22 protein-coding genes and 5 tRNA genes (1 of these 27 running past the window's edge) are annotated in these 24,757 nt (G+C 71.5%); 14 read left to right on the top strand and 13 right to left on the bottom strand.

The window, feature by feature from the left end; translation table 11 throughout:
• Positions 1–8: 8 nt before the first annotated feature.
• From ACFWW8_RS07995 to ACFWW8_RS07975, 5 genes are all read right to left on the bottom strand, one after another.
• Positions 9–773, bottom strand: a complete 765-nt coding sequence (locus ACFWW8_RS07995) for an ABC transporter permease (RefSeq protein ID WP_386525195.1) — start codon at positions 771–773, stop codon at positions 9–11.
• Complete coding sequence (locus ACFWW8_RS07990) at positions 770–1,714, bottom strand: ABC transporter ATP-binding protein (protein WP_386525192.1); 945 nt, start codon at positions 1,712–1,714, stop codon at positions 770–772. The genes ACFWW8_RS07995 and ACFWW8_RS07990 overlap by 4 nt, the downstream gene beginning before the upstream one ends.
• A 175-nt stretch (positions 1,715–1,889) precedes the next feature.
• Positions 1,890–1,962 (bottom strand) — tRNA-Gly (locus ACFWW8_RS07985).
• 81 nt (positions 1,963–2,043) lie between these two features.
• Positions 2,044–2,115 (bottom strand) — tRNA-Gly (locus ACFWW8_RS07980).
• An 88-nt stretch (positions 2,116–2,203) separates the two neighbouring features.
• Positions 2,204–2,521 carry an Lsr2 family protein gene (locus tag ACFWW8_RS07975; protein ID WP_386525189.1) on the bottom strand — a complete coding sequence of 106 codons (318 nt, stop codon included), beginning with the start codon at positions 2,519–2,521 and terminating at the stop codon, positions 2,204–2,206.
• 344 nt (positions 2,522–2,865) lie between these two features.
• Here ACFWW8_RS07975 and purS point away from each other — a divergent pair, with 344 nt between their 5' ends.
• The 7 genes from purS to ACFWW8_RS07940 all read left to right on the top strand — a co-directional run bounded on the left by purS (position 2,866) and on the right by ACFWW8_RS07940 (position 9,298).
• The gene (purS, locus tag ACFWW8_RS07970; protein ID WP_008740952.1) at positions 2,866–3,117 is read left to right on the top strand and encodes a phosphoribosylformylglycinamidine synthase subunit PurS; all 252 of its coding nucleotides are present in this window, start codon (positions 2,866–2,868) and stop codon (positions 3,115–3,117) included.
• Between the two features lie 2 nt (positions 3,118–3,119).
• On the top strand, positions 3,120–3,824 hold the full coding sequence (purQ, locus tag ACFWW8_RS07965; protein WP_267721629.1) for a phosphoribosylformylglycinamidine synthase subunit PurQ: 705 nt from the start codon (positions 3,120–3,122) through the stop codon (positions 3,822–3,824).
• Positions 3,821–6,070 (top strand): phosphoribosylformylglycinamidine synthase subunit PurL, encoded by a 2,250-nt coding sequence (purL, locus tag ACFWW8_RS07960; RefSeq protein WP_386525186.1) that lies wholly within the window; start codon positions 3,821–3,823, stop codon positions 6,068–6,070. Before purQ ends, purL begins: the two co-directional genes overlap by 4 nt.
• A gap of 113 nt (positions 6,071–6,183) precedes the next feature.
• Positions 6,184–6,744 (top strand): ArsR/SmtB family transcription factor, encoded by a 561-nt coding sequence (locus tag ACFWW8_RS07955; RefSeq protein WP_386525184.1) that lies wholly within the window; start codon positions 6,184–6,186, stop codon positions 6,742–6,744.
• A gap of 48 nt (positions 6,745–6,792) precedes the next feature.
• Positions 6,793–7,584: a M23 family metallopeptidase gene (locus ACFWW8_RS07950; protein WP_386525744.1), complete on the top strand. Its 792-nt coding sequence runs from the start codon at positions 6,793–6,795 to the stop codon at positions 7,582–7,584.
• A gap of 88 nt (positions 7,585–7,672) precedes the next feature.
• Positions 7,673–8,464, top strand: a complete 792-nt coding sequence (locus tag ACFWW8_RS07945; protein ID WP_386525181.1) for a sterol carrier family protein — start codon at positions 7,673–7,675, stop codon at positions 8,462–8,464.
• Between the two features lie 36 nt (positions 8,465–8,500).
• Positions 8,501–9,298, top strand: coding sequence for an META domain-containing protein (locus tag ACFWW8_RS07940; RefSeq protein WP_386525178.1), 798 nt, complete (start codon positions 8,501–8,503; stop codon positions 9,296–9,298).
• A gap of 155 nt (positions 9,299–9,453) precedes the next feature.
• Here ACFWW8_RS07940 and ACFWW8_RS07935 read toward each other — a convergent pair whose 3' ends face one another.
• Positions 9,454–10,878 carry a sulfatase-like hydrolase/transferase gene (locus ACFWW8_RS07935; protein ID WP_386525175.1) on the bottom strand — a complete coding sequence of 475 codons (1,425 nt, stop codon included), beginning with the start codon at positions 10,876–10,878 and terminating at the stop codon, positions 9,454–9,456.
• A 129-nt stretch (positions 10,879–11,007) separates the two neighbouring features.
• Positions 11,008–11,103, bottom strand: coding sequence for a putative leader peptide (locus ACFWW8_RS07930; protein WP_386525173.1), 96 nt, complete (start codon positions 11,101–11,103; stop codon positions 11,008–11,010).
• A 160-nt stretch (positions 11,104–11,263) separates the two neighbouring features.
• Between ACFWW8_RS07930 and purF the strand changes: the two genes are divergently transcribed.
• Together purF and purM are read left to right on the top strand one after the other, a co-directional pair.
• The gene (purF, locus tag ACFWW8_RS07925; protein ID WP_386525171.1) at positions 11,264–12,781 is read left to right on the top strand and encodes an amidophosphoribosyltransferase; all 1,518 of its coding nucleotides are present in this window, start codon (positions 11,264–11,266) and stop codon (positions 12,779–12,781) included.
• 106 nt (positions 12,782–12,887) lie between these two features.
• A complete protein-coding gene (purM, locus tag ACFWW8_RS07920) occupies positions 12,888–13,958 on the top strand; it encodes a phosphoribosylformylglycinamidine cyclo-ligase (RefSeq protein ID WP_386525169.1) in 1,071 nt (356 codons plus the stop codon).
• 79 nt (positions 13,959–14,037) lie between these two features.
• Here the strand turns inward: purM and ACFWW8_RS07915 are convergent, their stop codons facing one another.
• Both ACFWW8_RS07915 and ACFWW8_RS07910 read right to left on the bottom strand, forming a co-directional pair.
• On the bottom strand, positions 14,038–14,304 hold the full coding sequence (locus ACFWW8_RS07915) for a DUF3073 domain-containing protein (RefSeq protein WP_386525166.1): 267 nt from the start codon (positions 14,302–14,304) through the stop codon (positions 14,038–14,040).
• A gap of 289 nt (positions 14,305–14,593) precedes the next feature.
• Entirely contained in the window at positions 14,594–15,688 is a 1,095-nt protein-coding gene (locus ACFWW8_RS07910) for a Leu/Phe/Val dehydrogenase (protein ID WP_386525164.1), read from the bottom strand.
• A 285-nt stretch (positions 15,689–15,973) separates the two neighbouring features.
• On the opposite strand from ACFWW8_RS07910, the gene ACFWW8_RS07905 reads away from it, so the two are divergent.
• Together ACFWW8_RS07905 and bldC are read left to right on the top strand one after the other, a co-directional pair.
• A complete protein-coding gene (locus ACFWW8_RS07905) occupies positions 15,974–16,828 on the top strand; it encodes a hypothetical protein (protein WP_386525161.1) in 855 nt (284 codons plus the stop codon).
• A 568-nt stretch (positions 16,829–17,396) separates the two neighbouring features.
• A complete protein-coding gene (bldC, locus tag ACFWW8_RS07900; RefSeq protein WP_003949541.1) occupies positions 17,397–17,603 on the top strand; it encodes a developmental transcriptional regulator BldC in 207 nt (68 codons plus the stop codon).
• A gap of 599 nt (positions 17,604–18,202) precedes the next feature.
• On the opposite strand, the gene ACFWW8_RS07895 is transcribed toward bldC, so the two are convergent.
• Positions 18,203–18,276 (bottom strand) — tRNA-Asp (locus tag ACFWW8_RS07895).
• 70 nt (positions 18,277–18,346) lie between these two features.
• Positions 18,347–22,297 carry an ATP-dependent RNA helicase HrpA gene (gene hrpA, locus ACFWW8_RS07890; RefSeq protein WP_386525158.1) on the bottom strand — a complete coding sequence of 1,317 codons (3,951 nt, stop codon included), beginning with the start codon at positions 22,295–22,297 and terminating at the stop codon, positions 18,347–18,349.
• A gap of 140 nt (positions 22,298–22,437) precedes the next feature.
• Between hrpA and ACFWW8_RS07885 the strand changes: the two genes are divergently transcribed.
• The 3 genes from ACFWW8_RS07885 to ACFWW8_RS07875 all read left to right on the top strand — a co-directional run bounded on the left by ACFWW8_RS07885 (position 22,438) and on the right by ACFWW8_RS07875 (position 24,564).
• A complete protein-coding gene (locus ACFWW8_RS07885; protein WP_386525156.1) occupies positions 22,438–22,818 on the top strand; it encodes a hypothetical protein in 381 nt (126 codons plus the stop codon).
• Positions 22,819–22,987: 169 nt separating this feature from the next.
• The gene (locus tag ACFWW8_RS07880; protein WP_386525154.1) at positions 22,988–23,713 is read left to right on the top strand and encodes a DsbA family protein; all 726 of its coding nucleotides are present in this window, start codon (positions 22,988–22,990) and stop codon (positions 23,711–23,713) included.
• Positions 23,710–24,564, top strand: coding sequence for a cytochrome c biogenesis CcdA family protein (locus tag ACFWW8_RS07875; RefSeq protein WP_386525152.1), 855 nt, complete (start codon positions 23,710–23,712; stop codon positions 24,562–24,564). Before ACFWW8_RS07880 ends, ACFWW8_RS07875 begins: the two co-directional genes overlap by 4 nt.
• Positions 24,565–24,601: 37 nt before the next feature.
• On the opposite strand, the gene ACFWW8_RS07870 is transcribed toward ACFWW8_RS07875, so the two are convergent.
• Together ACFWW8_RS07870 and ACFWW8_RS07865 are read right to left on the bottom strand one after the other, a co-directional pair.
• Positions 24,602–24,678 (bottom strand) — tRNA-Phe (locus tag ACFWW8_RS07870).
• A gap of 22 nt (positions 24,679–24,700) precedes the next feature.
• A tRNA-Asp gene (locus ACFWW8_RS07865) sits at positions 24,701–24,757 on the bottom strand (it continues 117 nt past the right edge of the window).

Raw genomic sequence — 24,757 nt, 5'->3', positions numbered from 1 at the left:
TCCGCGTACTAGCGGCGCGGTTCCCAGCGGAACCACCGCTGGACAGCAAACACGCTGATCGCCGTCCAGGCCAGCGTGATCAGTGCGGCCCCCAGCAGGTCCCCGCCCGCGACGCCCCCGGACCATCCGGCGCGCACCAGGGCCATCACGCCGCTGAGCGGCAGCAGTTCGCAGACCGGGGCCAGCGCGTCCGGCAGCAGGTCCACCGGCACGAACAGCCCGGAGCCGAGCGACGTCAGCAGGAACAGCGGCAGCGTGGTGATGCCCGCGCTCTCCACGTTCCGGGTGACCGCGCTGGTCGCCGCGGACAGCCCGGCCAGCAGCACGATCGCGGCGGGGACGGCGACGGCGATCAGCAGCGGTTCGCGCGGCAGCGGTACGTCGAGGACGACGGAGCCCGCGACCACGAGGACGGCGATCTGGCCGAGGGCCAGGACGGCGGAGGGCAGCGCGGTCCCGGCCAGGATCTCCAGGTCGCCCGCCTCGCCGGTCCACAGCCGCTTGAGGACGAGCTCCTCGCGCCGGGCGACGTACGCGGAGACCAGGTTCATGTACACGACGAGCATCAGCACCATGCCGATCCCGCCGGTCAGGGTGGCCTCCCCGACGGCGGCCAGGCCGTCGACGCCGGTCACCGAGGTGCGCAGGACGAACACCATCACCAGCGGCATCAGCAGTGCCACGCTCAGCGCGGCCCGGTTGCGCACCAGCAGCGTGAGCTCGGAGCGGCCGAGCGCCGACAGGCGCCCGGGGTTCAGGGTCATGGTGTTCATCGGGTCCCCACCGTCGTGGTCTCGGTACGGCCGCCGGCATCGCGGCGGTTCCGCGCTATCTCCAGGAAGGCCTCCTCCAGGGAGGCGGAGCGGGCGTCGAGCCCGCCGAGTTCCACCCCGTGGTCGTGGGCCCAGCGCAGCAGCTCGGTCAGGTCGGCCTGGAGCCGTCCGGTGCGGACCTCCACGTCCCGGCCGTCCGCGGCCGCCCGCAGCGTCAGCGGCAGCTGCGCCGCGGGCACCCCCGCCGGCAGGGTGAAGCGGATCCGCGAGGGCCGCGTCGCGGTGACCTCGGCGGGTGTTCCGGTCAGGACGAGCTCCCCCTCGTGCAGGATCGCGAGGCGGTCCGCGAGCTCCTCGGCCTCCTCCAAGTAGTGCGTGGTGAGCAGCACCGTGGTGCCCTGCGCCCGCAGTTCCCGCACCAGCGCCCAGGTGTCCCGGCGGCCCTCGGGGTCCATGCCGGTGGTCGGCTCGTCGAGGAACAGCACCTCGGGCCGCCCCAGCAGGGCCATCGCCAGGTCCAGGCGCCGTCGTTCGCCGCCGGACAGCTGCTTGACCCGTACGGAGGAGCGCGCGCCCAGCCCCACCAGCTCCAGCGCCTCCCCCGCCGGGCGGGCGCCGGAGGTGACCCCGCCCCACATCCGTACGGTCTCGGCGACGGACAGGTCGGAGGGGAATCCGCCCTCCTGGAGCATGACGCCGGTCCGGGGGCGCACCTCGGCCCGCCGGGCGTACGGGTCCAGCCCGAAGACCCGCACCCGCCCGCCGGTCGGCGCGGCCAGCCCCTCCATCAGCTCCACGGTGGAGGTCTTGCCGGCGCCGTTGGTGCCGAGCAGCGCGAAGATCTCGCCCCGCGGCACGGAGAACGAGACGCCCCGGACGGCCTCGAAGCCGCCCGAGTAGCCGCGGCGCAGGTCCTCGACGTCGATCACGGTGTCAGTCATGGATCCAGCCTCGCGGCGCCCGGACGGGCCGGGCAGTGCGCGCTGTCATGGCCGCCGATGACATTTGTCAGGGGCGTCGCCGGCCGGCGGGGCGGGCGGCAGCGGGCGGCTCGACGGGAAAGGCCGGGCACACGAAGAAGGCCCCGGTCATAACGACCGGGGCCTTCTCACTCTGAGCGGACGACGAGACTCGAACTCGCGACATCCACCTTGGCAAGGTGGTGCTCTACCAACTGAGCTACGTCCGCATGCACCGCGCTGGACTACGCGCTCGGCAATGCGTGCATCACTCTACCTGATCCACTGTGGTGGTCGGTAAAGCGATGCAGAGCGGGTGACAGGAATCGCACACTGCGCCTTCCCTCTGGAAGAGGGATGTTCTACTACTGAACTACACCCGCACGACCTCGGAGGCTTTGACCTGCGGCCTCGCCCCTCGGCGTGATCCACACACTAGCCGACGGAGGGGGGTGGATGGCAAATCGGCTCTCAGTGGGCCGCGTTGTAGGCCTCGTAGATCCTCTTGGGGATGCGGCCCCGGGGCGGCACCTCGTGCTGGTTCGACCGGGCCCAGGCCCGCACGACCGCCGGGTCCGGTGCGACCGCCGTGTGCTTGAAGGCCTTCCCGGAGCGGGACTGGCGCCGGCCCGCCGCCACGAAGGGCGCGAGGCCCTTCCGCAGTTTCTTCGCGTTGGCGGGATTGAGGTCGATCTCGTACGACTTACCGTCCAGAGCGAACACGACCGTTTCCGCCGCTTCTCCGCCGTCGATGTCGTCGGAGAGCGTGACTACTACGCGCTGCGCCACGGATATCGGTCCCTTCGTGCGACAACGCCACCTACTGACGTGCGGTGATGTCGCCTGTGTGGATGTTTCGGAGCAATGCATCTTTCCGTCCCCGTTGCGAAGCGGCAAAAGTCACTCGCAGCGGGTGATTCCTTTGTACCTTGATTCCCATTGCATTGCGAAGCCCAGTTAATTCTCTCCGCGTGTCCCGCCGCAATGCCGGGGGCGTGGTTTTCCGGCGGATTTTGCGAAGCGTTGGTGAAGCCGAATCGATCCGGCGATCAAGGCCGAAGGATATCTACCCGCGTAGAAATTTTCGCCGGGTACGCTGAGGGAACCGCCTTCGCACCAACCACCACACGGGAGTGCCAGTGGCACGCGTCGTAGTCGACGTCATGCTCAAGCCGGAGATCCTCGACCCCCAGGGCCAGGCGGTGCAGCGTGCACTGCCGCGTCTGGGCTTCGAGGGGATCGCCGACGTCCGCCAGGGGAAGCGCTTCGAACTGGAGGTGGAGGGACCGGTCGACCAGGCCGCCCTCGACCGCATCCACAAGATGGCCGAAACGTTCCTCGCCAACACCGTCATCGAAGACTTCACCGTGAAGGTCGAGGCCTGACGGTGACCACTCGCATCGGAGTCGTCACGTTCCCCGGAACGCTCGACGACCGTGACTCGCTGCGCGCCATCCGCCTCGCGGGGGCCGAGCCGGTCTCGCTCTGGCACCGCGACAAGGACCTGCACCAGGTCGACGCGGTCGTCCTCGCGGGCGGCTTCTCCTACGGGGACTACCTGCGCGCCGGGGCCATCTCCCGGTTCTCGCCGGTGATGGAGACCATCATCGAGCAGGCCAGGGGCGGCATGCCCGTCCTCGGCATCTGCAACGGCTTCCAGATCCTCACCGAGGCCCACCTGCTGCCGGGGGCGATGCTCCGGAACAACCACCTGCACTTCATCTGCCGCGACCAGAAGCTGCGGGTGGAGAACGCGGAGACCGCGTGGACCGGCGACTACACCGCCGGCCAGGAGATCTCCATCCCGCTCAAGAACGTGGACGGCCGCTACACCGCCGACGAGCGCACGCTCGACGAACTGGAGGCCGAGGGCCGCGTGGCCTTCCGGTACGTCGTCGACGGCGACGCCGCCGACGGAGCCGGCAACCCCAACGGGTCGCTGCGCGACATCGCCGGCATCAGCAACGCCGGGGGCAACATCGTCGGTCTCATGCCGCACCCCGAGCACGCGGTCGAGCCGCTGGTCGGCACCGGCCGCACCGACGGCATCCCGTTCTTCACGTCGGTACTGAAGAAGCTGGTCAACGCATGAGCCTGGACACGGTCAAGAACGCCGCCGAGACCCCGGACGCGGCCCAGCCCTGGCAGGAACTCGGCCTCAAGCAGGACGAGTACGCCCGCATCCGGGAGATCCTCGGCCGCCGCCCCACGGGCGCCGAGCTCGCCATGTACTCGGTCATGTGGTCCGAGCACTGCTCGTACAAGAGCAGCAAGGTCCACCTGAAGCAGTTCGGCGAGAAGGCCCCGCAGAACGACGCGATGCTCGTCGGGATCGGGGAGAACGCCGGCGTCGTCGACGTCGGCCAGGGCTACGCGGTCACCTTCAAGGTCGAGTCGCACAACCACCCCTCGTACATCGAGCCCTACCAGGGCGCGGCCACCGGCGTCGGCGGCATCGTCCGCGACATCCTGGCCATGGGCGCCCGTCCGGTCGCCGTCGTGGACCCGCTGCGCTTCGGCGCCGCCGACCACCCCGACACCAAGCGCGTCCTGCCGGGCGTGGTCGCGGGCATCGGCGGCTACGGCAACTGCCTGGGCCTGCCGAACATCGGCGGCGAGGTCGTCTTCGACGCCTGCTACCAGGGCAACCCCCTCGTGAACGCCGGCTGCATCGGCGTGATGAAGCACGAGGACATCCACCTCGCCAAGGCCTCCGGCCCCGGCAACAAGGTCATCCTCTACGGCGCCCGCACCGGCGGCGACGGCATCGGCGGCGTCTCGGTCCTCGCGTCCGAGACCTTCGACGACACGAAGCCCACCAAGCGCCCCGCCGTCCAGGTCGGCGACCCCTTCCAGGAGAAGCTCCTCATCGAGTGCACCCTGGAGATCTTCAAGGAGAAGCTGGTCGCGGGCATCCAGGACCTCGGCGGCGCCGGGCTCTCCTGCGCGACCTCCGAGCTGGCCTCCGCCGGTTCCGGCGGCATGCGGGTCGAGCTGGACACCGTCCCGCTGCGCGACGCGACGCTCTCGCCCGAGGAGATCCTCATGAGCGAGTCGCAGGAGCGCATGTGCGCGATCGTCGAGCCGCGTCACGTCGACCGCTTCATGGAGATCTGCGAGAAGTGGGACGTCATCGCCACCGTCATCGGTGAGGTGACCGAGGGCGAGCGCCTGGAGATCTTCTGGCACGGCGAGCAGATCGTGGACGTGCCCCCGGGCACCGTCGCCCACGAGGGCCCGGTCTACAACCGCCCGTACGCCCGGCCCGCGTGGCAGGACGCGCTCCAGGCGGACGACGCGAACAAGCTGCCGCGCCCGGCCACGTCGGCCGAGCTGCGCGCGCAGGTCCTCGCGCTGGTCTCCTCCCCGAACCAGGCCTCGAAGTCCTGGGTCACCGACCAGTACGACCGCTTCGTGCAGGGCAACACCGTCCTGGCGCAGCCCGAGGACGCGGGCATGGTCCGCATCGACGAGGAGACCAACCTCGGCGTCGCCATGGCCACCGACGGCAACGGCCGCTTCGCCAAGCTCGACCCGTACACGGGTGCGCAGCTGGCGCTGGCCGAGGCGTACCGCAACGTCGCCGCGACCGGTGCCAAGCCCCTCGCGATCTCCGACTGCCTGAACTTCGGCTCGCCGGAGGACCCGGGCGTCATGTGGCAGTTCGCCGAGGCCTGCCGCGGTCTCGCGGACGGCTGCCTGGAGCTGGGCACCCCGGTCACCGGCGGCAACGTCTCGCTCTACAACCAGACGGGCGACACCGCGATCCACCCGACCCCCGTCGTGGCGGTCCTCGGTGTGATCGACGACGTCAACCGCCGGACGCCGATGGCGTTCGCGGAGACCGGCCAGCTGCTCTACCTGCTGGGCGACACGGCCGAGGAATTCGGCGGCTCGGCCTGGTCCCAGGTCGTCCACGACCACCTCGGCGGCATGCCGCCCAAGGTGGACCTGGGCCGCGAGAAGCTGCTCGGCGAGATCCTGATCTCCGCCTCGCGCGACGGCATGGTCGACGCCGCGCACGACCTGTCCGACGGCGGCGTGATCCAGGCGCTCACCGAGTCCTGTCTGCGCGGCGGCAACGGTGCGCGGATCGTGGTCCCCGAGGGCCTGGACGCCTTCACCTTCCTGTTCTCCGAGTCCGCGGGCCGGGCCATCGTGTCCGTTCCGCGCAGCGAGGAGCTCCGCTTCACCGACATGTGCGGTGCGCGGGGCCTGCCGGCCGCCCGCATCGGCGTGGTGGACGGCGACGAGATCGAGGTCCAGGGCGAGTTCACGCTCCCGCTGGCCGAGCTCCGCGAGGCCCACGAGGCGACGATCCCGGCGCTGTTCGCCTGATCCCGCTCCGTTCCGAGCCCCCGTCCGGATGTGTACCGGGCGGGGGCTCGTTCGTGCCCCGAGGGCCTCTCCCCGCCTTGTACGGGATTACGTAATGACGTAACTTCGGGTCCATGGAGCTTGAGGAACGCGTCGCGGAGCTGGAACGCCGCCTGGCCGCACTGGAGTCGGAGCGATCGTCGGAGCGGTCGGCACCGGTCCCGCCGGAGTCCACCGAGGGGGACTTCTGGGCTCTGGAAGGCTGGAAGGCGCAGCTCGCCGCGCTCGGCGCCGACGACGGCGGGGTGCTGTTCACGGGCGCCGTCACCCTGCCCACCGGAGAGCGGTACGAGTGGCAGCAGGCCGCGGTCACCGGCTCCCTCCTCGGGGACGGGGCCCACGGCTCCCCCGGGGACGGAGCGCACGACGGGCCCGACGGCGGGCGCACCGCCGAGTCGCTGGCGGCCCTCGGCAGCCCCGTACGGCTGCGGCTGCTGCGCGAGATCCTGGCCGGTCGGCGCACCGCCGCCGAGCTGACCGCCCTCGACGGGGTCGGCACGAGCGGGCAGGTCTACCACCACCTGCGCCAGCTGACCGCCGCCGGCTGGCTGCACCCGGCGGGCCGGGCCCGCCACGAGGTGCCCGGAGCGCGCGTGGTCCCGCTCCTCGTCCTGCTGTCCGCCGCCACCGCGTGAGGTGAACCCGTCGTGCCCAAGCCCTTCCACGTCCTCTACCGGATCCTGATGGTCCTCGCGTTCGCCATGATCGCGGTGGACCTCGCCGTCGGCCTGCCCTTCGGCATGCTCTGGTTCCTGCTGTGCGCCGGCGCCGGGGCGCTGCTCCACGCGGCCGCCGGAGCGGGAGCGGCGCGCGGTGCCCGCACCGGCGAGCCGCCGGTCGAGGTCGAACCGCCCGTCTCGGGGCGCTGGTCGGCCCTCAACAGCCCGGCCGACCGGGTGCCCAGCCACGGCACCCACCGCTACGGACAGGCCTGCGCCATCGACCTCGTGGCCGAGGGCGAGCCGGGCTCCGACCGGGAGCGGCCCGCCTTCGCCGCCTTCCGGCCGCTGGTCCGCCGACCCGGCGACTTCCCGGCCTTCGGCGCCCCGGTGCTGGCCGTCGCGGACGCCACCGTGGTCCGTACGAGCGACCGGGCGCGCGACCACCTGAGCCGCAACTCCGGCCCGGCCGCGCTCTACCAGATGCTCCTCGCGGGCGGTTTCCGCGACCTCGGGGGCGCCGGCCCGGTCCTCGGCAACCACGTGGTCCTGGACCTCGGCGGAGGGAGGTACGCCCTCTACGCCCACCTGCGCCGCGGCTCCCTCACGGTGCGCCCGGGGGACCGCGTCGCGGCGGGCCGGCGCCTCGCCGACTGCGGCAACTCGGGCAACTCCACCGAACCGCACCTGCACTTCCAGCTGATGGACGGCCCGGACCCGGACACGGCCCGCGGACTGCCCTTCACCTGGCGGGGCCTGGGCGTCCCGGCCGCCGGCACCCCCTTCGACGCCGGAGCGCCGGCCCGGCCGTCCTGAACGCCCGACCACGGACCCGTTTGAGGGCCGCGGCCGCACCGGTCCGGTGGTCCCGGGGCCGGAGAAGGACGCCGAGTAGGGTCGGGTCATGCCGCCCGCCAGGAAGAAGCAGCGCGCCTACGACCCCACCCGGATCCGTACGGCCGTCACCACACAGTTCGGCCACGTCGCCCGCGCCGTAGGGGAGTTGACCCCCGGGCAGCTGGAACGGCCCAGCGGGCTCGGCGACTGGACCGTCGCCGACCTCGCCGCGCACGTCGCGTGGATCGCGGACTCCCTCGCGGCCGGCCTGGACCGGCCGCCCGCCGCCGTCGCGGAGCTGTCGGCCGTCGAGTGGCCCTTCGCCACCGCCTCCCTCGCCGGGAAGATCTCGGAGGCCGCCCGGGAGACCCTGGGCGGCGCCCCGCTGCCCGAGCTGTACGAGCGGGCGGGGACCCGGCTGGCCCGCGCCCTCGACGCACACCCCGGCCACCGCGTGCTGGACCTGTGGATCGGGGACATGACCCTGGCCGACTTCCTCGTCACCCGGACCGTCGAGCTGGTGGTCCACACCGACGACCTGAACCGCGCCGCCGGACTGGACGTCCCCGTCGACCGCCAGGCCCTGGCCGCCTGCACCCGGCTGCTCGCCGACGCCCTCGCCGTCAGGGCGCCGGGCGGATCGGTCGAGGTACGGATCCCCCCGTTCGCGGTGGTCCAGTGCATCGAGGGCCCCCGCCACACCCGCGGCACCCCGCCGAACGTGGTGGAGACCGACCCGCTGACCTGGATCCGGCTCGCGACGGGCCGTACGCGCTGGTCGGAGGCGCTCGACGGCGCCCTGGTGCGGGCCAGTGGAGAGCGGGCGGACCTGTCCGCGCTGCTCCCGCTGATGAGCTGAGCGGAACCGCTCCGGCGGCCGTTCCGTCACAGGGCCATGCGTACTCTCCGGAACCTCACCCCCGGCCTGGCCCTCGTCCTCGCCCTCGCCGCCTGCGGCGGCGGAGCGGGGGAGGAGCCGGCCGATCCACTGCCCGGCGGCCAGGGCTCCTGGCGCGTCGAGTCCCTGACGACCGGCGGCCGGACGCTCCACGCGCCCGCCGAGGCCCGCCTCGAGCTCGCCGAGCACGAGGCCAAGGGCAACTACGGCTGCAACGGCTTCACGGCGAAGGTGGTCCCCGAGGGCGGCGCCGCCCTGACCGTCACCCCGGGCATGTCGACCACCATGGCCTGCGCGAACCAGGCGTTCGAGATCGAGTTCGCCAAGATGTTCCGCGGCCGGCTCACCGTCGACCGCGGCCCCGACCGGCTCACCCTGAAGACCGCCGACGGGAGCACCCTCGCCATGACCGCCGAACCCCCCGTCCCGGACGCCCCGCTCACGGTCACCGAGTGGACCGTCGACTCCCTGGTCAGCGGCGCGAGCGTGTCCAACGTACCCGCCGAGGCGGCCGGCAAGGCCCGCTTCACCCTCGCCGCCGACGGCACCGCGAGCGGCAATCTCGGCTGCAACCGGTTCAGTTCCAAGGCCACCGTCGACGGAGCCACCGTCGTCTTCGGGCCGCTCACCACGACCCGGATGGCCTGTCAGGGCCCCGAGGGCGAGGTCGAGCGCACCCTGACCGGCCTGCTGGGCAGCGGCCCGCTCACCTGGAAGGTCCAGGGCGGCAAGCTGAACCTGACCGCCCCCGACGGCACGGGTCTGGGCGCCACGGCGGGCTCCGCCGCGGAGTGATCCCGCCGCGGCGGGCCGGCCCGCGGCCGCGGCCGGGGGCCGGCCCGTGACGGGGACGCCGTGCGGCCGTCACGGCGCACCCCTGACCGGGGGCGCCGTACGCCGTTGACCGGGGCGCCGTACGCCGTCCGCACCGCGCCCGCGCACCGCCCGGCTCAGACCGGGTACGGCAGCAGCCCCGCGTCGGTCTTCTCCCAGGCCGCCCGCAGCTCCGCCAGCCGGACCGGCTCCACGGCCGCCTTGTCGGCCTGCTCGCGGACGTCCCCGGCCAGGTTGAACAGCTGGTCCCGGCCCGCCCTGCCGCGGTAGTACTTCCAGTCGCCGCGCCGCAGCGCCCGCTCCCCACGCACCCGCCAGAACAGGTCCCGCTGGGCCGGCTTCTCGCCGCGCAGCAGGTACCCGGCCAGGCTCACGCCGTCCAGCGGGTACGCGCGGTGCGGCCGGGTCCCGGCCACCTCCAGCAGCGTCGCCGTCCAGTCAGGGCTGAACACCGGCACGTGGCTGACCTGCCCGCCCTCCAGGCGTGCCGGCCAGCGGGCGATGTTCGGGACCCGGATGCCGCCCTCCTGCAGCGACGCCTTGTTCCCCGACAGCGGCCAGTTGTACGAAAAACGCTCGCCACCGTTGTCGCTGGAGAACACCACCAAGGTGTCGTCCTCCTGGCCGGAGCGCTTCAGCGCCTTCAGGACCTCGCCGACCGACCGGTCGAGGTCCTCGACCAGTTGCCTGTACTTCTCGACCGAGCCGCCGTCCTGGTGCCACAGCGCCCGTCCGTCGCCCGCCTCGATCCGGCGGACGATCTCGGCGCTCTCCTCCGTGTCGCCCTCGGCGATCCACGGCCAGTGCGGGGTCGTGTAGTTGAGGTTCAGCAGCCACGGCTTTCCGTGGTGCTCCCGCCCCACGAACTCGCTCGCCCGCTCGGTGATGATCCGCGTGTAGTAGCGCAGGTCCTCGTACGCGGTGTCGCCCTCGTAGAGGTCGTACTCGCCGCCCGGGCCGAGTTTGGAGTAGTACTCCAGGGCCCCGCCGAAGTTCCCGAAGAACTCGTCCCAGCCGGACTTCGTCGGGCTGTAGTCGGGCAGGTGCCCCGCGTGCCACTTCCCGATCAGCGCGGTGGAGTACCCCGCCTCCTTCAGCAGCGAGGCCAGCGTCGGGTGGGTGGGCTCCAGGCCCACCGACCTGTCGGCGATCGGCTCGGCGAGACCGCCCCTGGTACGGGCCGGGTAGCGGCCCGTGTACAGGCTGAAGCGGGTCGGGGAGCAGGTCGCCGACCCCGAGTAGGCGTCGGTGAACCGGACGCCCTGGCGGGCCAGCCGGTCCAGGTTCGGGGTCTTGATGTGCGGGGACCCGTACGAGGACAGATCCGCCCAGCCCAGGTCGTCGCCGAGGATGAACAGGATGTTCGGACGGCGGGACCGGCGGTCCCGCGCGGCGCGGAACTCCCGCTCCCCGGCGGCCGCGTGGCGCTCCTCGGCGGCCTGCGCCGGCGGGGCGCCCAGACCCACCGCGGCGGCGGCCGCGGTCACGCCGACCGCACCCCCGAAGGCACGCCGGGACAGGGGGGATTCATTCGAGCTCACAGAGGCACTCCAGGGCACGGCCCGCTGGCCCGCCCGGGGGCGGCGCGCAGCGGCGCACGGCACGGCGGGGCGGGCTCGGACGGGGAGCAGGAAAAAAGAAAAGGGAATGCGAAAGGGAAAGGCGGATGCCTACGCGCAGCGACGACAGATGGCGCTCGCGACACGGACCAGGTCCACGTGCCGGCGCTCGACGAGGGTGACGGTGCGGTCACCGGAAGGCTGCATGGGGCGGAGCTTGTACGAAGCGACAGGCACCTGTCAACCAGGGCATTCCGGATTTCGAGACGGTCACCCTCCGCACGGACAACCCGACTGTCCGCACTGTGACTCTTTCCTGGCCGTCCCCAATTCGGACCAGTGGTCGATCTCGCCTACACTCGGTTCTGTGCCTCGTGGTGATGGACGACTCAACCACGACCTGCTCCCCGGAGAGAAAGGCCCCCAGGACGCTTGCGGCGTCTTCGGTGTCTGGGCTCCGGGTGAAGAGGTCGCCAAGCTCACCTACTTCGGACTGTATGCACTGCAGCACCGCGGACAAGAGTCCGCGGGAATCGCTGTGAGCAACGGTTCCCAGATCCTCGTCTTCAAGGACATGGGCCTCGTTTCCCAGGTCTTCGACGAAACCTCTCTCGGCTCGCTCCAAGGTCATATCGCGGTCGGTCACGCCCGCTACTCGACCACCGGGGCCTCCGTCTGGGAGAACGCCCAGCCGACCTTCCGCGCGACCGCCCACGGCTCCATTGCCCTGGGTCACAACGGCAACCTGGTGAACACCGCCGAGCTCGCCGAGATGGTCGCCGACCTCCCCCGTCAGGACGGCCGTGCCACCCAGGTGGCCGCCACGAATGACACCGACCTCGTGACCGCCCTCCTCGCCGGACAGACCGACGACGACGGCAAGCCCCTGACCATCGAGGAGTCGGCCACCAAGGTCCTCCCGAAGGTCAAGGGCGCCTTCTCGCTCGTCTTCATGGACGAGGGGACCCTCTACACCGCCCGTGACCCGCAGGGCATCCGCCCGCTGGTCCTCGGCCGCCTGGACCGCGGCTGGGTGGTCGCGAGCGAGACCGCCGCCCTCGACATCTGCGGCGCCAGCTTCGTCCGCGAGGTCGAGCCGGGCGAACTCATCGCGATCGACGAGAACGGGTTGCGCACCTCGCGCTTCGCGGAAGCAAAGCCCAAGGGCTGCGTCTTCGAGTACGTCTACCTGGCGCGCCCGGACACCGACATCGCCGGCCGGAACGTCTACCTCTCGCGTGTCGAGATGGGCCGCCGCCTGGCCCGGGAAGCCCCGGTCGAAGCCGACCTGGTGATAGCGACGCCGGAGTCCGGCACGCCCGCCGCCGTCGGCTACGCCGAGGCCAGCGGGATCCCGTACGGCGTCGGCCTGGTCAAGAACGCCTACGTGGGCCGGACCTTCATCCAGCCCTCGCAAACGATCCGCCAGCTCGGCATCCGGCTGAAGCTCAACCCCCTCAAGGAAGTCATCCGGGGCAAGCGCCTGGTGGTCGTGGACGACTCGATCGTCCGCGGCAACACCCAGCGCGCCCTGGTCAAGATGCTCCGCGAGGCCGGCGCGGCGGAGGTCCACATCCGGATCTCCTCGCCGCCCGTGAAGTGGCCGTGCTTCTTCGGCATCGACTTCGCGACCCGGGCCGAGCTCATCGCCAACGGCATGACGGTCGACGAGATCGCCACCTCCATGGGCGCGGACTCCCTCTCGTACATCTCGCTCGACGCGATGATCGAGGCGACCACCATCCAGAAGCCCAACCTCTGCCGTGCCTGCTTCGACGGCGAGTACCCCATGGAGCTGCCCGACCCGCAGCTCCTGGGCAAGCAGCTCCTGGAGACCGAGCTCGCCGGCGGCTCGGACGCCGCCGACGCGCTCCGCCGCCCGTAGGCCGGATTCCCCTCCGGCCCGCTCCACCTGCGCCGGGCCCTGTCTTTGAGGCTTCTCCCAGGGCTCGGCACCACCCGCAGTAACGACACGAAAGCTCTCTCCTGTCATGACAGAGAAGACCACCGGTGCCAGCTACGCAGCCGCAGGCGTGGACATCGAAGCGGGCGACCGCGCCGTCGAGCTGATGAAGGAGTGGGTGAAGAAGACGCAGCGCCCCGAGGTCCTCGGCGGCCTCGGCGGCTTCGCCGGCCTCTTCGACGCCTCCGCCCTCAAGCGCTACGAGCGCCCCCTGCTCGCCTCCGCCACCGACGGCGTCGGCACCAAGGTGGACATCGCCCGCCAGCTCGGCGTGTACGACACCATCGGCCACGACCTGGTCGCGATGGTCATGGACGACATCGTCGTCTGCGGCGCCGAGCCCCTCTTCATGACCGACTACATCTGCGTCGGCAAGGTGCATCCCGAGCGTGTCGCGGCCATCGTCAAGGGCATCGCCGAAGGCTGCGTCCTCGCCGGCTGCGCCCTGGTGGGCGGCGAGACCGCCGAGCACCCGGGCCTGCTGGGCCCGGACGACTTCGACGTCGCGGGCGCCGGCACCGGCGTGGTGGAGTACGACCGCCTCCTGGGAGCCGATCGCATCCGTACGGGTGACGCCGTCATCGCGATGGCTTCGTCCGGCCTTCACTCGAACGGGTACTCGCTGGTCCGGCACGTGCTCTTCGACCGGGCCGGAATGTCCCTGGACCAGGAGATCGCCGAGCTCGGCCGCACCCTCGGCGAGGAGCTGCTGGAGCCCACGAAGATCTACTCCCTGGACTGCCTGGCCCTCGCCCGTACGGCCGAGGTGCACGCCTACTCGCACATCACCGGCGGCGGCCTCGCGGCCAACCTGGCCCGGGTCATCCCGGACCACCTGCACGCCACGGTCGACCGTACGACCTGGGCCCCCGGTGCGATCTTCGACCTCGTCGGCAAGGCCGGCCGGGTGGAGCAGCTGGAGCTGGAGAAGACGCTGAACATGGGCGTCGGCATGATGGCCGTCGTCCCCGCCGAGTCGGTGGACGTGGCGCTGACCGCGCTGTCCGACCGGGGTGTCGACGCGTGGGTCGCGGGCGAGATCCTGGACCGCGGTGACCGCACCGAGGGTGCCACCCTGACCGGCACCTACGCGAGCTGAACAGCACCGAAACCCGGCCCGGGGCTATGCCCTGGACCGGGTTTCGGCTTTCTGACCTGCTGTGCCGACGCCGTGGGCGTCAAGCGCCGCGGCGGTGTGCCGACGGACCGGACTCGTCGTCCTCGTCGTCGTCATCGCCGTTGTACCGAGCCGCGTACTGCGCGTACGGGTCGTCTTCGTCATCGTCCTGATCGTCATCGACCTCGACCGGCTCGCTGATAGGCAGCGGCTCCGTCGGCGATGCGCCCAGCTCGTTGGCCAGACGCGAGAGATCAGTCCCGCCGCTGTTGTACTTCAGCTGGCGGGCGACCTTTGTCTGCTTGGCCTTGGCCCGGCCGCGCCCCATGGCTCGACCCCCTCGGTGACGGGGCTCGACGGCCCCAGAGTCTGACACGCGTTCATGGTTCGGAGCGGGCTCTCCGTGGAGAGACCGTCCGTAGGGGTTTAACGGTACCTGCTTCCGCGGCCATACGGTACGCCGCCCGCATGACGCGCCTCGATGCAGAACCAACGGGGCGCCCCGTCCTCGCTGGTCAGCTGCGATTTTAACCCTTTCCTGGCGGGCGACCCGCCGAAGCGCAGTGAGTTCCGTCTCGCCGCGCCCCGGCAGATGGCCCCAGGGGCCCCCGGAGGGGTCAGACCGCGCGCGCGGCGCGGGCGTCGGACATCCGCTGCTCGGCGATCCGGTCGGCCGCGGCGGCCGGCGGGATACCGTCTGCCTTCGCACGTGCGAATATGGCGAGAGTGGTGTCGAAGATCTTCGTCGCCTGGGCCTTGCAGCGGTCGAAGTCGAAGCCGCGCAGCTCGTCGGCGACCTGGATCACGCCGCCCGCGTTGACCACGTAGTCCGGGGCGTAGAGGATGCCGCGGTCCGAGAGGTCCTTCTCGATGCCCGTGTGCGCGAGCTGGTTGTTGGCCGCACCGCAGACGATCTTGGCGGTCAGCGCCGGCACCGTCTCGTCGTTCAGGGCCCCGCCGAGCGCGCAGGGGGCGTAGACGTCCAGGCCCGGGACGCGGATGAGCGCGTTCGTGTCCGGGACCGCCGTGACCTTCCCCGGGTGCTTCTCCAGGATCCGGTGCACGGACTCTTCCCGTACGTCCGTGATGACCACCTCGGCGCCGTCCTCCAGCAGGTGCTCGACCAGGTAGTGGCCGACCTTGCCCACGCCCGCCACGGCGACCTTGCGGCCGCGCAGGGTCGGGTCGCCCCACAGGTGCTGCGCGCTGGCGCGCATGCCCTGGAAGACGCCGAAGGCGGTGAGCACGGAGGAGTCGCCCGCTCCGCCGTTCTCGGGGGAGCGCCCGGTCGCCCAGCGGGTCTCGCGGGCCACGACGTCCATGTCGGCCACGTAGGTGCCGACGTCGCAGGCGGTCACGTAGCGGCCGCCGAGGGACTCCACGAACCGGCCGTAGGCCAGCAGCAGTTCCTCGCTCTTGATGACGTCAGGGTCACCGATGATCACGGCCTTGCCGCCGCCGAGGTCGAGACCGGCGAGGGCGTTCTTGTACGACATGCCGCGCGAGAGGTTCAACGCGTCCTGGACGGCTTCCTCGTCCGAGGCGTACGCGTGGAAGCGCGTACCGCCGAGGGCGGGGCCCAGGGCGGTGGAGTGGATCGCGATGACGGCCTTGAGGCCCGTGGCTCGGTCCTGGCACAGCACGACTTGCTCGTGGCCGCCCTGTTCCGTACGGAACAGGGTGTGCAGGACGCCGTCGGTCATTTCGGTCACGGTGGTGACTCCCATGGGAGAGATGCGGCGGAATGACGCCCGCCCTGCGGGTGGGGGAGGGCGTGCTGGGAGCAGCGTAAGACCTGCGGGGCGCACTGAGGCGACCTGTCCGGGGATCGGCACCCTCCGGGAGTACGGACCCCCGTGCGCGGGGGTCCGCGCCCGCCCGCGCGCCCGCCCCCGCACCGGCCCGCGCACCCGTCCGGAGGCCCCCGCGCACCCGTCCGCCACGCTGCCGGCGGCCGGGAGGTGAACCGGGCCCCCAAAGGGGGGAGGTACGAGGGCGTGAGCGAATCCCCCGAGCCCCAGCTGCCCGCCGCCCGCACGGCGCCGACCGTCCCCTACGCCTCCTACCTGCGGGTCTACGAGCCCTTGGCCGCCTTCCCCGAGCCGGAGCGCGCGCACTGGGCCGACTACGCCCGGCGCGGGGTGTGCCCGACGGCTCAGGACGAACTGCGCCGGTCGCTGGCCGACTTGGTACGGGTGCCCGTGGTGGGGGTCCCGGCTCAGGAGAGCGCCGACGCCTTCACGGCGGAGGTCGGCGGGGTGCTGCTGGTCTGCCCCTGGCGCACCCGGCTCCGGGGCTGGCTGGCGCTCCGGGAGCTGGTGGAGTGGTTCCCGCTCCCGGTGCTGGACGCGGCGCTCCCGCCGGACGCGCGCCGCCGGGCGACCGACGCGTACGAGTGCTGGCGCGAGCGGAACCCGGACGCCCGCCCGTGGATCCGTACGGGCGTGTGGCAGGTGCCGCTGCGCTGGTTCGTGCTGGTGGCGGACGAGGAGCGGGAGTACGTGCCGGGCGAGCGGCTGCGCTACCGGACGCCGATGGTCCAGGCGCGCCGGCGGCTGGCGCGGGCCCTGCGGCTCCTGCGGGAGGCGGAGGGGTACGGGATGCTCGCCGACGGCCTGGTGGAGGTCGGGAGCTGGCTGGAGGAGTTCCACCCGGGTTCCATGGTCGAGCTGGACTACGCCGGGCTGCTGCACGCGCTGCCGGCGGACCGGCTGGCGGGCGACCGCTCGGCCCGGGACCTGGTGTCGGGCTTCGACGCGCTGCGGGCGGGCGACACCGAGGGCGCGGTCGAGGCGTACGAGGAGCTCGCGGAACGCTGGAGGGCGGTGCGGGAGCGGCTTTTCGCTAATTAGGCCGAAAGTGGGGGCGACGGCCGGATCTGGCCCCCGGGGCACGCGCACGTACCGATATCTATCGGTCGATCGGACATAAGTGCCTGATCAGAGCCCTGATCGCCAGATTTGGGACGTTGTGCCAGGACCTTCGTCCCGATACGGGCCATTGGCCCAAGCGTGACGGACCGCACTATCTACACCCTTGCGCCCTTCCCCTACCCTCGTGCCAAAATAGGACAAGGAGTCCGGGGAGGGTTCCTTCCGTCCAACTAAGGGTGGAATGCTCGGCATTGCGCTCTACGGGGGGTCTGACGACTCCTGATCGCTCTGTGACTGATCGTCACAGTGGGGTGACTGTCCGTTATAGGGCGGTCCATCGGCTTCCGCCGCTGATGAACACCTCGGAGGGCAATTCCGTCGGTTTGGCCCTTGGGGCTGGACGGATGGTGTAGTTGTAGTGCCGAGGACAAGCCGTTCGTCCTATAACCGACTCGGCCCGCGTCTGTCCATTTCGGACACCGCGGGCCAAGGTGCAGAATTTAGAGGAAAGAACCGAGATGGTTCGGTTCTCCCGAGGAGGCCGCTCATGACCGCTCGCACCCCTGATGCCGAGCCGCTGCTGACCCCGGCTGAGGTTGCCACGATGTTCCGCGTGGACCCGAAGACGGTCACCCGCTGGGCCAAGGCTGGCAAGCTCACGTCCATCCGCACCCTGGGTGGACACCGCCGTTACCGCGAGGCTGAGGTCCGCGCACTGCTTGCGGGAATTCCGCAGCAGCGCAGCGAGGCCTGAGGTTCCGCAGCACCCCTGCTTTAACGGGTCGTATTCGGGTCCCCCAATCCGATGAAACCCACTGTGCTTCACGCGACCGAACCTGCCCCAACAGGTTCACCCGTCGTTGATCGCGCTGGACTCCGCCGGGTCCAGCGCGATTTTTTTATGCCCAGGTCAGGGCGGCATCGGGCGGGAGCGGGGGGCCGTGGAGCGATAGGTGCCATTGCACATATTAAATCGAGAGCGCGTAGGGGTGCGATAAAAGTACACGTCTCAAAAACCCGTACGGTGACTCCCGTCACAGATGATCACTCTTGTACATCCGGCAATGCACCCCGTAAGGGGAGGTCCCGCGCGAAGCGCATCATGCGAACGGGGGATTCTGCGGCCGGCCCGGGAAACCGCCGGATCGCGTACGGGGCGCATCGGCCGGCGCGTCGGGCGGGGCATCGGGCCGCGTCGCGCCGCGTACGGGCCGCGGGGCGGCGTACTGGGCAGTTGGGGTGGCCGCGGCCCTCCGGGGGCCACAGAGGGCCTCCCAAGGCCGTTGCCCACGTGCACCCCGCACACGCGTCAGGGCCCGTATCCCCTGGGGGATACGGGCCCTGACGTTACTGCGAACCTGACGGGACTTGAACCCGCGACCTCCACCTTGACAGGGTGGCGAGCTAACCAACTGCTCCACAGGTCCTTGCTTGGCTGCCGGTCACCCGGCTGCGAAACAGACTGTACAGCAGCTCAGGGGGTGCAGTCGAACCCGATCACGGTGCCGCGGCATCCACCGCCTTCACGATCCGCTTGTCGGAGATCGGGTACGCCGTCCCGAGCGCGTGGGCGAAGTAGCTGACCCGCAGTTCCTCGATCATCCAGCGGATCTCGGTGACCGCGGCCGGCACCGGACGCCCCTTCGGCAACTGCTCCAGCAGCCAGGCGTACTCGTCCTGCATCTCGTGGACCTTCTGCATCCGCGTGGTGTCGCGCTGGACGCCCGTCGGCATCTGCTGGAGCCGCCGGTCCACCGCCACCAGGTAGCGCATGAGGTCTCCCAGGCGGCGCAGGCCCGTGAGCGTCACGAAGCCGGCCGGCATCAGGGCGGCCAGCTGCGTCTTCACGTCCTGGAGGTTCGCCACCAGGGTCAGACTGTTCACGGCCTTCAGCCGGCGCTCGCACGCCTGCCAGGCGGCGAGCACCTGCTGCACCTGCCCGACCGTGCGGACGGTCGTGTCCACGAGGTCGGCCCGGACCGCCTCGTAGAGCTTGCGGAAGGCCGCCTCGTCCCACGCCGGGCCGCCGTGGGCGGCGATGAGCCGGTCGGTCGCCGCGGTCGCGCAGTCGTCGAACAGCGCCTGGATGGAGCCGTGCGGGTTCCGGGACAGGGCCAGCTTCTGCTGGTTGGTCAGGTGGTCCGAGGCGAACTTCGCCGGGTTCACCGGGATGTTCAGCAGGATCAGCCGCCGGGTGCCCAGCCACATCGCCTGCTGTTGCTCCGCCTCGGTGTCGAAGAGCCGTACCGAGACGCTCGCGCCGTCGTCCACCAGCGCCGGATACGCCTTCACCGGCTGGCCCGCACGCCGGGTCTCGAAGACCTTGGCCAGCGTGCCGATGGTCCAGTCGGTCAGCCCGGAGCGCTCCACGGACTCCCCGCCCGCGCGCTCGGCGGTCGCCGCCGCGGCCTGGGAGAGCGCCTGGCGGGCCTTGGGCTTCAGCCGCAGCCGCAGGGCCTCCAGGTCCTTGTCCTCGGCGAGGTTCCTGCGCCGCTCGTCGACGATCCGGAAGGTGATCTTCAGGTGGTCCGGGATGCGGGTCAGGTCGAAGTCCTCGGCCGCGACCGGCACGCCGACCATCCGCTGGAGCTCGCGCGCCAGGGTCACGTGCAGGGGCTCCTGCAGGGGCACGGCGGTGGCCAGGAAGCGGCCCGCGAAGTTCGGCGCGGGCACGTAGTGGCGGCGGATCGGCTTCGGCAGCGAGCGGATCAGCTCGGTGACGACCTCCTCGCGCAGCCCGGGGATCTGCCAGTCGAAACCCGCGTCGGTGACCTGGTTCAGCACGTGCAGCGGGACGTGCACGGTCACGCCGTCCGCGTCCGCCCCCGGCTCGAACTGGTAGGTCACCCGGAACTTCAGCTGCCCCTGGTGCCAGGAGTCCGGGTAGTCGGCCTTGGTGACCCCGGCCGCCTTCTCCGTCAGCAGCATCTCGCGCTCGAAGTCGAGGAGTTCGGGCTCCTCGCGCTTCTTGTGCTTCCACCAGGAGTCGAAGTGCGCCCCGGACACCACGTGGTCGGGGATCTTCTGGTCGTAGAAGTCGAAGAGCGTCTCGTCGTCCACGACGATGTCGCGGCGCCGGGCCCGGTTCTCCAGCTCCTCCACCTCGGTGAGGAGGCGGCGGTTGTCGGCGTAGAACTTGTGGTGGGTCTTCCAGTCGCCCTCGACCAGCGCGTTGCGGATGAACAGCTCGCGCGAGACCTCGGGGTCGATCCGGCCGTAGTTGATCTTCCGCTGGGCGACGATCGGCACGCCGTACAGGGTGACCTTCTCGTACGCCATGACGGCCGCCTGGTCCTTCTCCCAGTGCGGCTCGCTGTACGTGCGCTTGAGCAGGTGCTGCGCGAGGGGCTCGACCCACTCGGGCTCCACCCTGGCGTTGACCCGGGCCCACAGCCGCGAGGTCTCCACGAGCTCCGCCGACATCAGGAACTTCGGCTGCTTCTTGAACAGCGACGAGCCCGGGAAGATCGCGAACTTGGCGGAGCGGGCCCCCAGGTACTCGTTCTTGTCCGTGTCCTTCAGGCCGATGTGCGACAGCAGGCCGGCCAGCAGCGAGACGTGGATGAGCTGCTCGGGTGCGTCCGCACCCGTCGGGGACTCCTGCACGTTGAGGCCCATGGACCTGGCGACCGTGCGCAACTGCGAGTAGATGTCCTGCCACTCCCGGATGCGCAGGAAGTTCAGGTACTCCTGCTTGCACATCCGGCGGAACGAGGACGAGCCGCGCTCCTTCTGCTGCTCGCGGACGTAGCGCCACATGTTCAGGTACGCCAGGAAGTCGCTGGTCTCGTCCTTGAAGCGGGCGTGGTTCTGATCGGCCTGGGTCTGCTTGTCCGCGGGCCGCTCGCGCGGGTCCTGGATGGACAGGGCGGCCGCGATGACCATGACCTCGCGGACGCAGTTGTTCTTGTCGGCCTCCACCACCATGCGGGCGAGGCGCGGGTCCACGGGCAGCTGGGACAGCTGGCGGCCCATCGGCGTGAGCCGCTGCCCCTTGCGGCCCTCCGGGGAGGACTTCTCACCCTGCTCCAGCGCGCCGAGCTCCTGGAGCAGCTGGACGCCGTCGCGGATGTTGCGGTGGTCCGGCGGGTCGATGAAGGGGAACTTCTCGATCTCGCCGAGGCCGGCCGCGGTCATCTGGAGGATGACGGAGGCCAGGTTGGTCCGCAGGATCTCGGCGTCCGTGAACTCCGGGCGGGAGAGGAAGTCGTCCTCGGAGTAGAGCCGGATGCAGATGCCGTCCGAGGTACGGCCGCAGCGGCCCTTGCGCTGGTTGGCGCTGGCCTGCGACACGCGCTCGATGGGCAGGCGCTGCACCTTGGTGCGGTGGCTGTAGCGGGAGATCCGGGCGGTGCCCGGGTCGATCACGTACTTGATGCCCGGGACGGTCAGGGAGGTCTCGGCCACGTTGGTCGCCAAAACGATCCGGCGGCCCGTGTGCTGCTGGAAGACCCGGTGCTGCTCGGCGTGCGAGAGCCGCGCGTACAGGGGGAGGACCTCGGTGAAGCGAAGATTCCGCTTGTTCAGGGCGTCCGCGGTGTCGCGGATCTCCCGCTCGCCGGAGAGGAAGACCAGGACGTCGCCCGGCCCCTCGGCCTGGAGCTCGTCCACGGCCTCGCAGATCGCGGTGATCTGGTCCCGGTCGCTGTCGTCGCCCTCCTCCTCCAGGAGGGGGCGGTAGCGGACCTCGACGGGATACGTGCGGCCGCTGACCTCCACGACCGGAGCGTCCCCGAAGTGCCGGGAGAACCGCTGCGGGTCGATGGTCGCCGAGGTGATGATCACCTTGAGGTCGGGGCGCTTGGGCAGCAGCGTGGCGAGGTAGCCGAGCAGGAAGTCGATGTTCAGCGACCGCTCGTGCGCCTCGTCGATGATGATCGTGTCGTACGCGCGCAGCTCGCGGTCCGTCTGGATCTCGGCGAGGAGGATGCCGTCCGTCATCAGCTTCACGAAGGTCGCGTCCTGGTCCACCTGGTCGGTGAAGCGGACCTTCCAGCCGACCGTCTGGCCGATCTCGGACTTCAGCTCCTCCGCGATGCGCTCCGCGACCGTGCGGGCCGCGATCCGGCGGGGCTGGGTGTGCCCGATCATGCCCCGGACGCCGCGGCCCAGCTCCATGCAGATCTTGGGGATCTGCGTGGTCTTGCCGGAGCCGGTCTCGCCCGCGACGATCACGACCTGGTGGTCGCGTATCGCCTCGGCGATCTCGTCCTTCTTCTGGCTGACGGGCAGATTCTCGGGATAGGTGACCTCCGGCATCCGCGAGGCGCGCCCGAGCAGCCGCTCGGCGGCCTTCGAGGCCTCCGCGGCGATCTCGTCGAGCACGGCCTGCCGGGCCTCGGGCTTGCGGATGCGGCGGGCGCCCTCGAGGCGGCGGCCGAGGCGGTGCGCGTCACGGAGGGAGATCTCACCGAGAAGCGTCTGCAGGGCGGCGAAGGAAGTAGACATACCTGGTCGAGGATCTCACCCGCGGCGGCCGAGTGGCGAACGCATTTGTGCCCCTCCCCGTACCATTTCGGGACGAGTACCCCAGTTGTGTGAGTGAGAGGCAGCCCACCTTGTCCCGCCGTCGCCCTGTGTGGAGCCTCGTGGCGGCCGCACTCGCGATGCTGCTGGGCGTCCTGGGCGTCATGGCCGGTCCGCCGGGGCAACCGGCCGGCGGCCCGGCTCCCGCGACGGCCGCGCCCGCCGCCGTGAACGCCGTCCCGGCCGGGGTCCCGCCCGCGGCCGGCGCCGCCTTCGCGACGGCCCCCGGCGACCGGGGCCCCGTCTGCGACCCGGGTGCCCCCGGCCGGGGCGGCGTCCCCGCCGTCCCGGCGCGCGCCGGGTCCGACCACGCCCAGGCCCCGGCGGCCCGGCCGGCGCCCGAGGAGCCCCGGCCGCACGGCACGGCGCCCGTACGGGTCCCCGTACGCGGGCCCGACCGGCAGGCTCCCGGCCCGGTGGAGCTCTCGGTACTGCGGGTCTAGACGGCCTCGGAGGTGTCGTCGCCCCCGCTCCCGCCGTGCGGTGCCCGGCACGTACGCACCGGACACCGCGCGGCCCGCCCTCCGGGCGTACGGAGCGACGGTGACGGCACCTCCCGAGCCGGTCGCCCCGGCCCGCCCACCACCCCACCCGCAGTCCTGGAGCACCCGCATGTCCTCTTCCGCGTCCCCTTCCTCCCGCAAGCCCCTGCTGTACGCCGCCGGGGTCGCGCTCGCCGCGCTGACCCTCGGGGTGGTCAGCTGGCAGGCCACCGCCCCCGCGGACAAGCCCTCCGGCGGGCCCGCGGCCGCCGCCTCCGCGCCCGCGGCCGACCCCGCCGCCGCGCTGAAGGCGCTCGCCCGCCGCGAGTCCGGCGACAAGCTCGCCGTCGGCCGCGCCGACGCGCCCGTCGTCCTGATCGAGTACTCCGACTTCGCGTGCGGCTACTGCGGCAAGTTCGCCCGCGACGTCGAGCCCGCCCTGGTGAGGAAGTACGTCGACGACGGCACCCTGCGCATCGAGTGGCGCAACTTCCCGATCTTCGGCGCCGAGTCGGAGGCGGCCGCCAGGGCCGCCTGGGCGGCCGGGCAGCAGGACCGGTTCGTCCCCTTCCACGCCGCCGCGTACGCCGACGGCTCCAAGGAGAAGGGCTTCGGTGAGACCCGCCTCCTGGACCTGGCCCGCGAGGCCGGCGTCCCGGACCTGGAGCGCTTCGCACGCGACGCGGCCGGCGAGCAGGCCGCGGCCGCCCTGGCCGCGGACCGGGAGGAGGGCTACTCCATCGGCGTCACCTCCACCCCGTCCTTCCTCGTCAACGGGCAGCCGATCGCGGGTGCCCAACCGCTGGCCGCCTTCGACGCCGCGATCGCCAAGGCCGGGGCGGCGTCCCGCAAGTGAGCGACATCGGATACCTGGCCGCCCTGCTCGGCGGCCTCCTCGCCCTGCTCAGCCCGTGCAGCGCACTGCTGCTGCCCGCCTTCTTCGCGTACTCGATCGACTCGGCCTCCCGGCTCCTGGCCAGGACCGGGATCTTCTACGCGGGCCTGGCCACCACCCTGGTACCCCTGGGCGCGGCCGGCTCGTACGCGGGCCGCTTCTTCCACGGCAACCGCGACGCGCTGGTCCTCGCCGGCGGCTGGCTGATCATCCTCCTCGGCCTCGCCCAGATCCTCGGCCTCGGCTTCGCCCCGAAGCGCGTCTCCGAGCTGTCCGGGCGGATCCGGCCGACCACCGCCCTGTCGGTGTACGCGCTCGGCGCGGTCTACGGGCTGGCCGGCTTCTGCGCCGGCCCGATCCTCGGCAGCGTCCTGACGGTCGCGGCGGTCAGCGGCAGCCCGGCCTACGGCGGCCTGCTGCTGGCGGTCTACGCCCTGGGGATGGCCGTACCGCTGTTCGTACTGGCCCTGCTCTGGGAACGGTTCGATCTCGGCCGGCGGCGCTGGCTGCGCGGGCGGGCCCTGACGGTGGGCCGCTTCTCCCTGCACACCACCTCGCTGCTGTCCGGGCTGTTCTTCATCACCCTGGGCGCGCTGTTCCTCGCCTACGACGGGGCGAGCGCGCTGCCGGGACTGCTGGACGTCGACGACTCGTTCGCGGTGGAGCAGCGGGTCCGCTCGCTGGCCGGCGGGGTCCCCGACGGGGCGCTGCTCGGGCCGGTGGCGGTCGGGGCGGCCGCCGTGGGCCTGATCCGGTGGCGCCGCCGGGCGCGGCCGGCGGCCGGGGCGGTCGAGGCCGCAGGGAGGGAGTAACGACGGAAGGCCCCGTCCGATGGACGGGGCCTTCCTGTGGTGGCTGGGGCCGGGGTCGAACCGGCGACCTATCGCTTTTCAGGCGATCGCTCGTACCAACTGAGCTACCCAGCCACGAAACCGTTTCCGGCTTCAGCGAACCTGACGGGACTTGAACCCGCGACCTCCACCTTGACAGGGTGGCGAGCTAACC

Source organism: Streptomyces sp. NPDC058701 (assembly GCF_042715295.1).
GTDB lineage: Bacteria > Actinomycetota > Actinomycetes > Streptomycetales > Streptomycetaceae > Streptomyces.
The sequence above is the reverse complement of the archived record's forward strand: the minus strand, read 5'-3'. Positions and strand labels throughout refer to the sequence as shown.

Excerpts from the sequence above, each read along its gene's own strand:
- ACFWW8_RS07995 (WP_386525195.1), bottom strand. The coding sequence starts at position 773 with ATGAACACCATGACCCTGAACCCCGGGCGCCTGTCGGCGCTCGGCCGC.
- ACFWW8_RS07990 (WP_386525192.1), bottom strand. The coding sequence starts at position 1,714 with ATGACTGACACCGTGATCGACGTCGAGGACCTGCGCCGCGGCTACTCG.
- purL (WP_386525186.1), top strand. The coding sequence starts at position 3,821 with ATGAGCCTGGACACGGTCAAGAACGCCGCCGAGACCCCGGACGCGGCC.
- ACFWW8_RS07955 (WP_386525184.1), top strand. The coding sequence starts at position 6,184 with ATGGAGCTTGAGGAACGCGTCGCGGAGCTGGAACGCCGCCTGGCCGCA.
- ACFWW8_RS07950 (WP_386525744.1), top strand. The coding sequence starts at position 6,793 with ATGGTCCTCGCGTTCGCCATGATCGCGGTGGACCTCGCCGTCGGCCTG.
- ACFWW8_RS07945 (WP_386525181.1), top strand. The coding sequence starts at position 7,673 with ATGCCGCCCGCCAGGAAGAAGCAGCGCGCCTACGACCCCACCCGGATC.
- ACFWW8_RS07940 (WP_386525178.1), top strand. The coding sequence starts at position 8,501 with ATGCGTACTCTCCGGAACCTCACCCCCGGCCTGGCCCTCGTCCTCGCC.
- ACFWW8_RS07930 (WP_386525173.1), bottom strand. The coding sequence starts at position 11,103 with ATGCAGCCTTCCGGTGACCGCACCGTCACCCTCGTCGAGCGCCGGCAC.
- purM (WP_386525169.1), top strand. The coding sequence starts at position 12,888 with ATGACAGAGAAGACCACCGGTGCCAGCTACGCAGCCGCAGGCGTGGAC.
- ACFWW8_RS07915 (WP_386525166.1), bottom strand. The coding sequence starts at position 14,304 with ATGGGGCGCGGCCGGGCCAAGGCCAAGCAGACAAAGGTCGCCCGCCAG.
- bldC (WP_003949541.1), top strand. The coding sequence starts at position 17,397 with ATGACCGCTCGCACCCCTGATGCCGAGCCGCTGCTGACCCCGGCTGAG.
- hrpA (WP_386525158.1), bottom strand. The coding sequence starts at position 22,297 with ATGTCTACTTCCTTCGCCGCCCTGCAGACGCTTCTCGGTGAGATCTCC.
- ACFWW8_RS07880 (WP_386525154.1), top strand. The coding sequence starts at position 22,988 with ATGTCCTCTTCCGCGTCCCCTTCCTCCCGCAAGCCCCTGCTGTACGCC.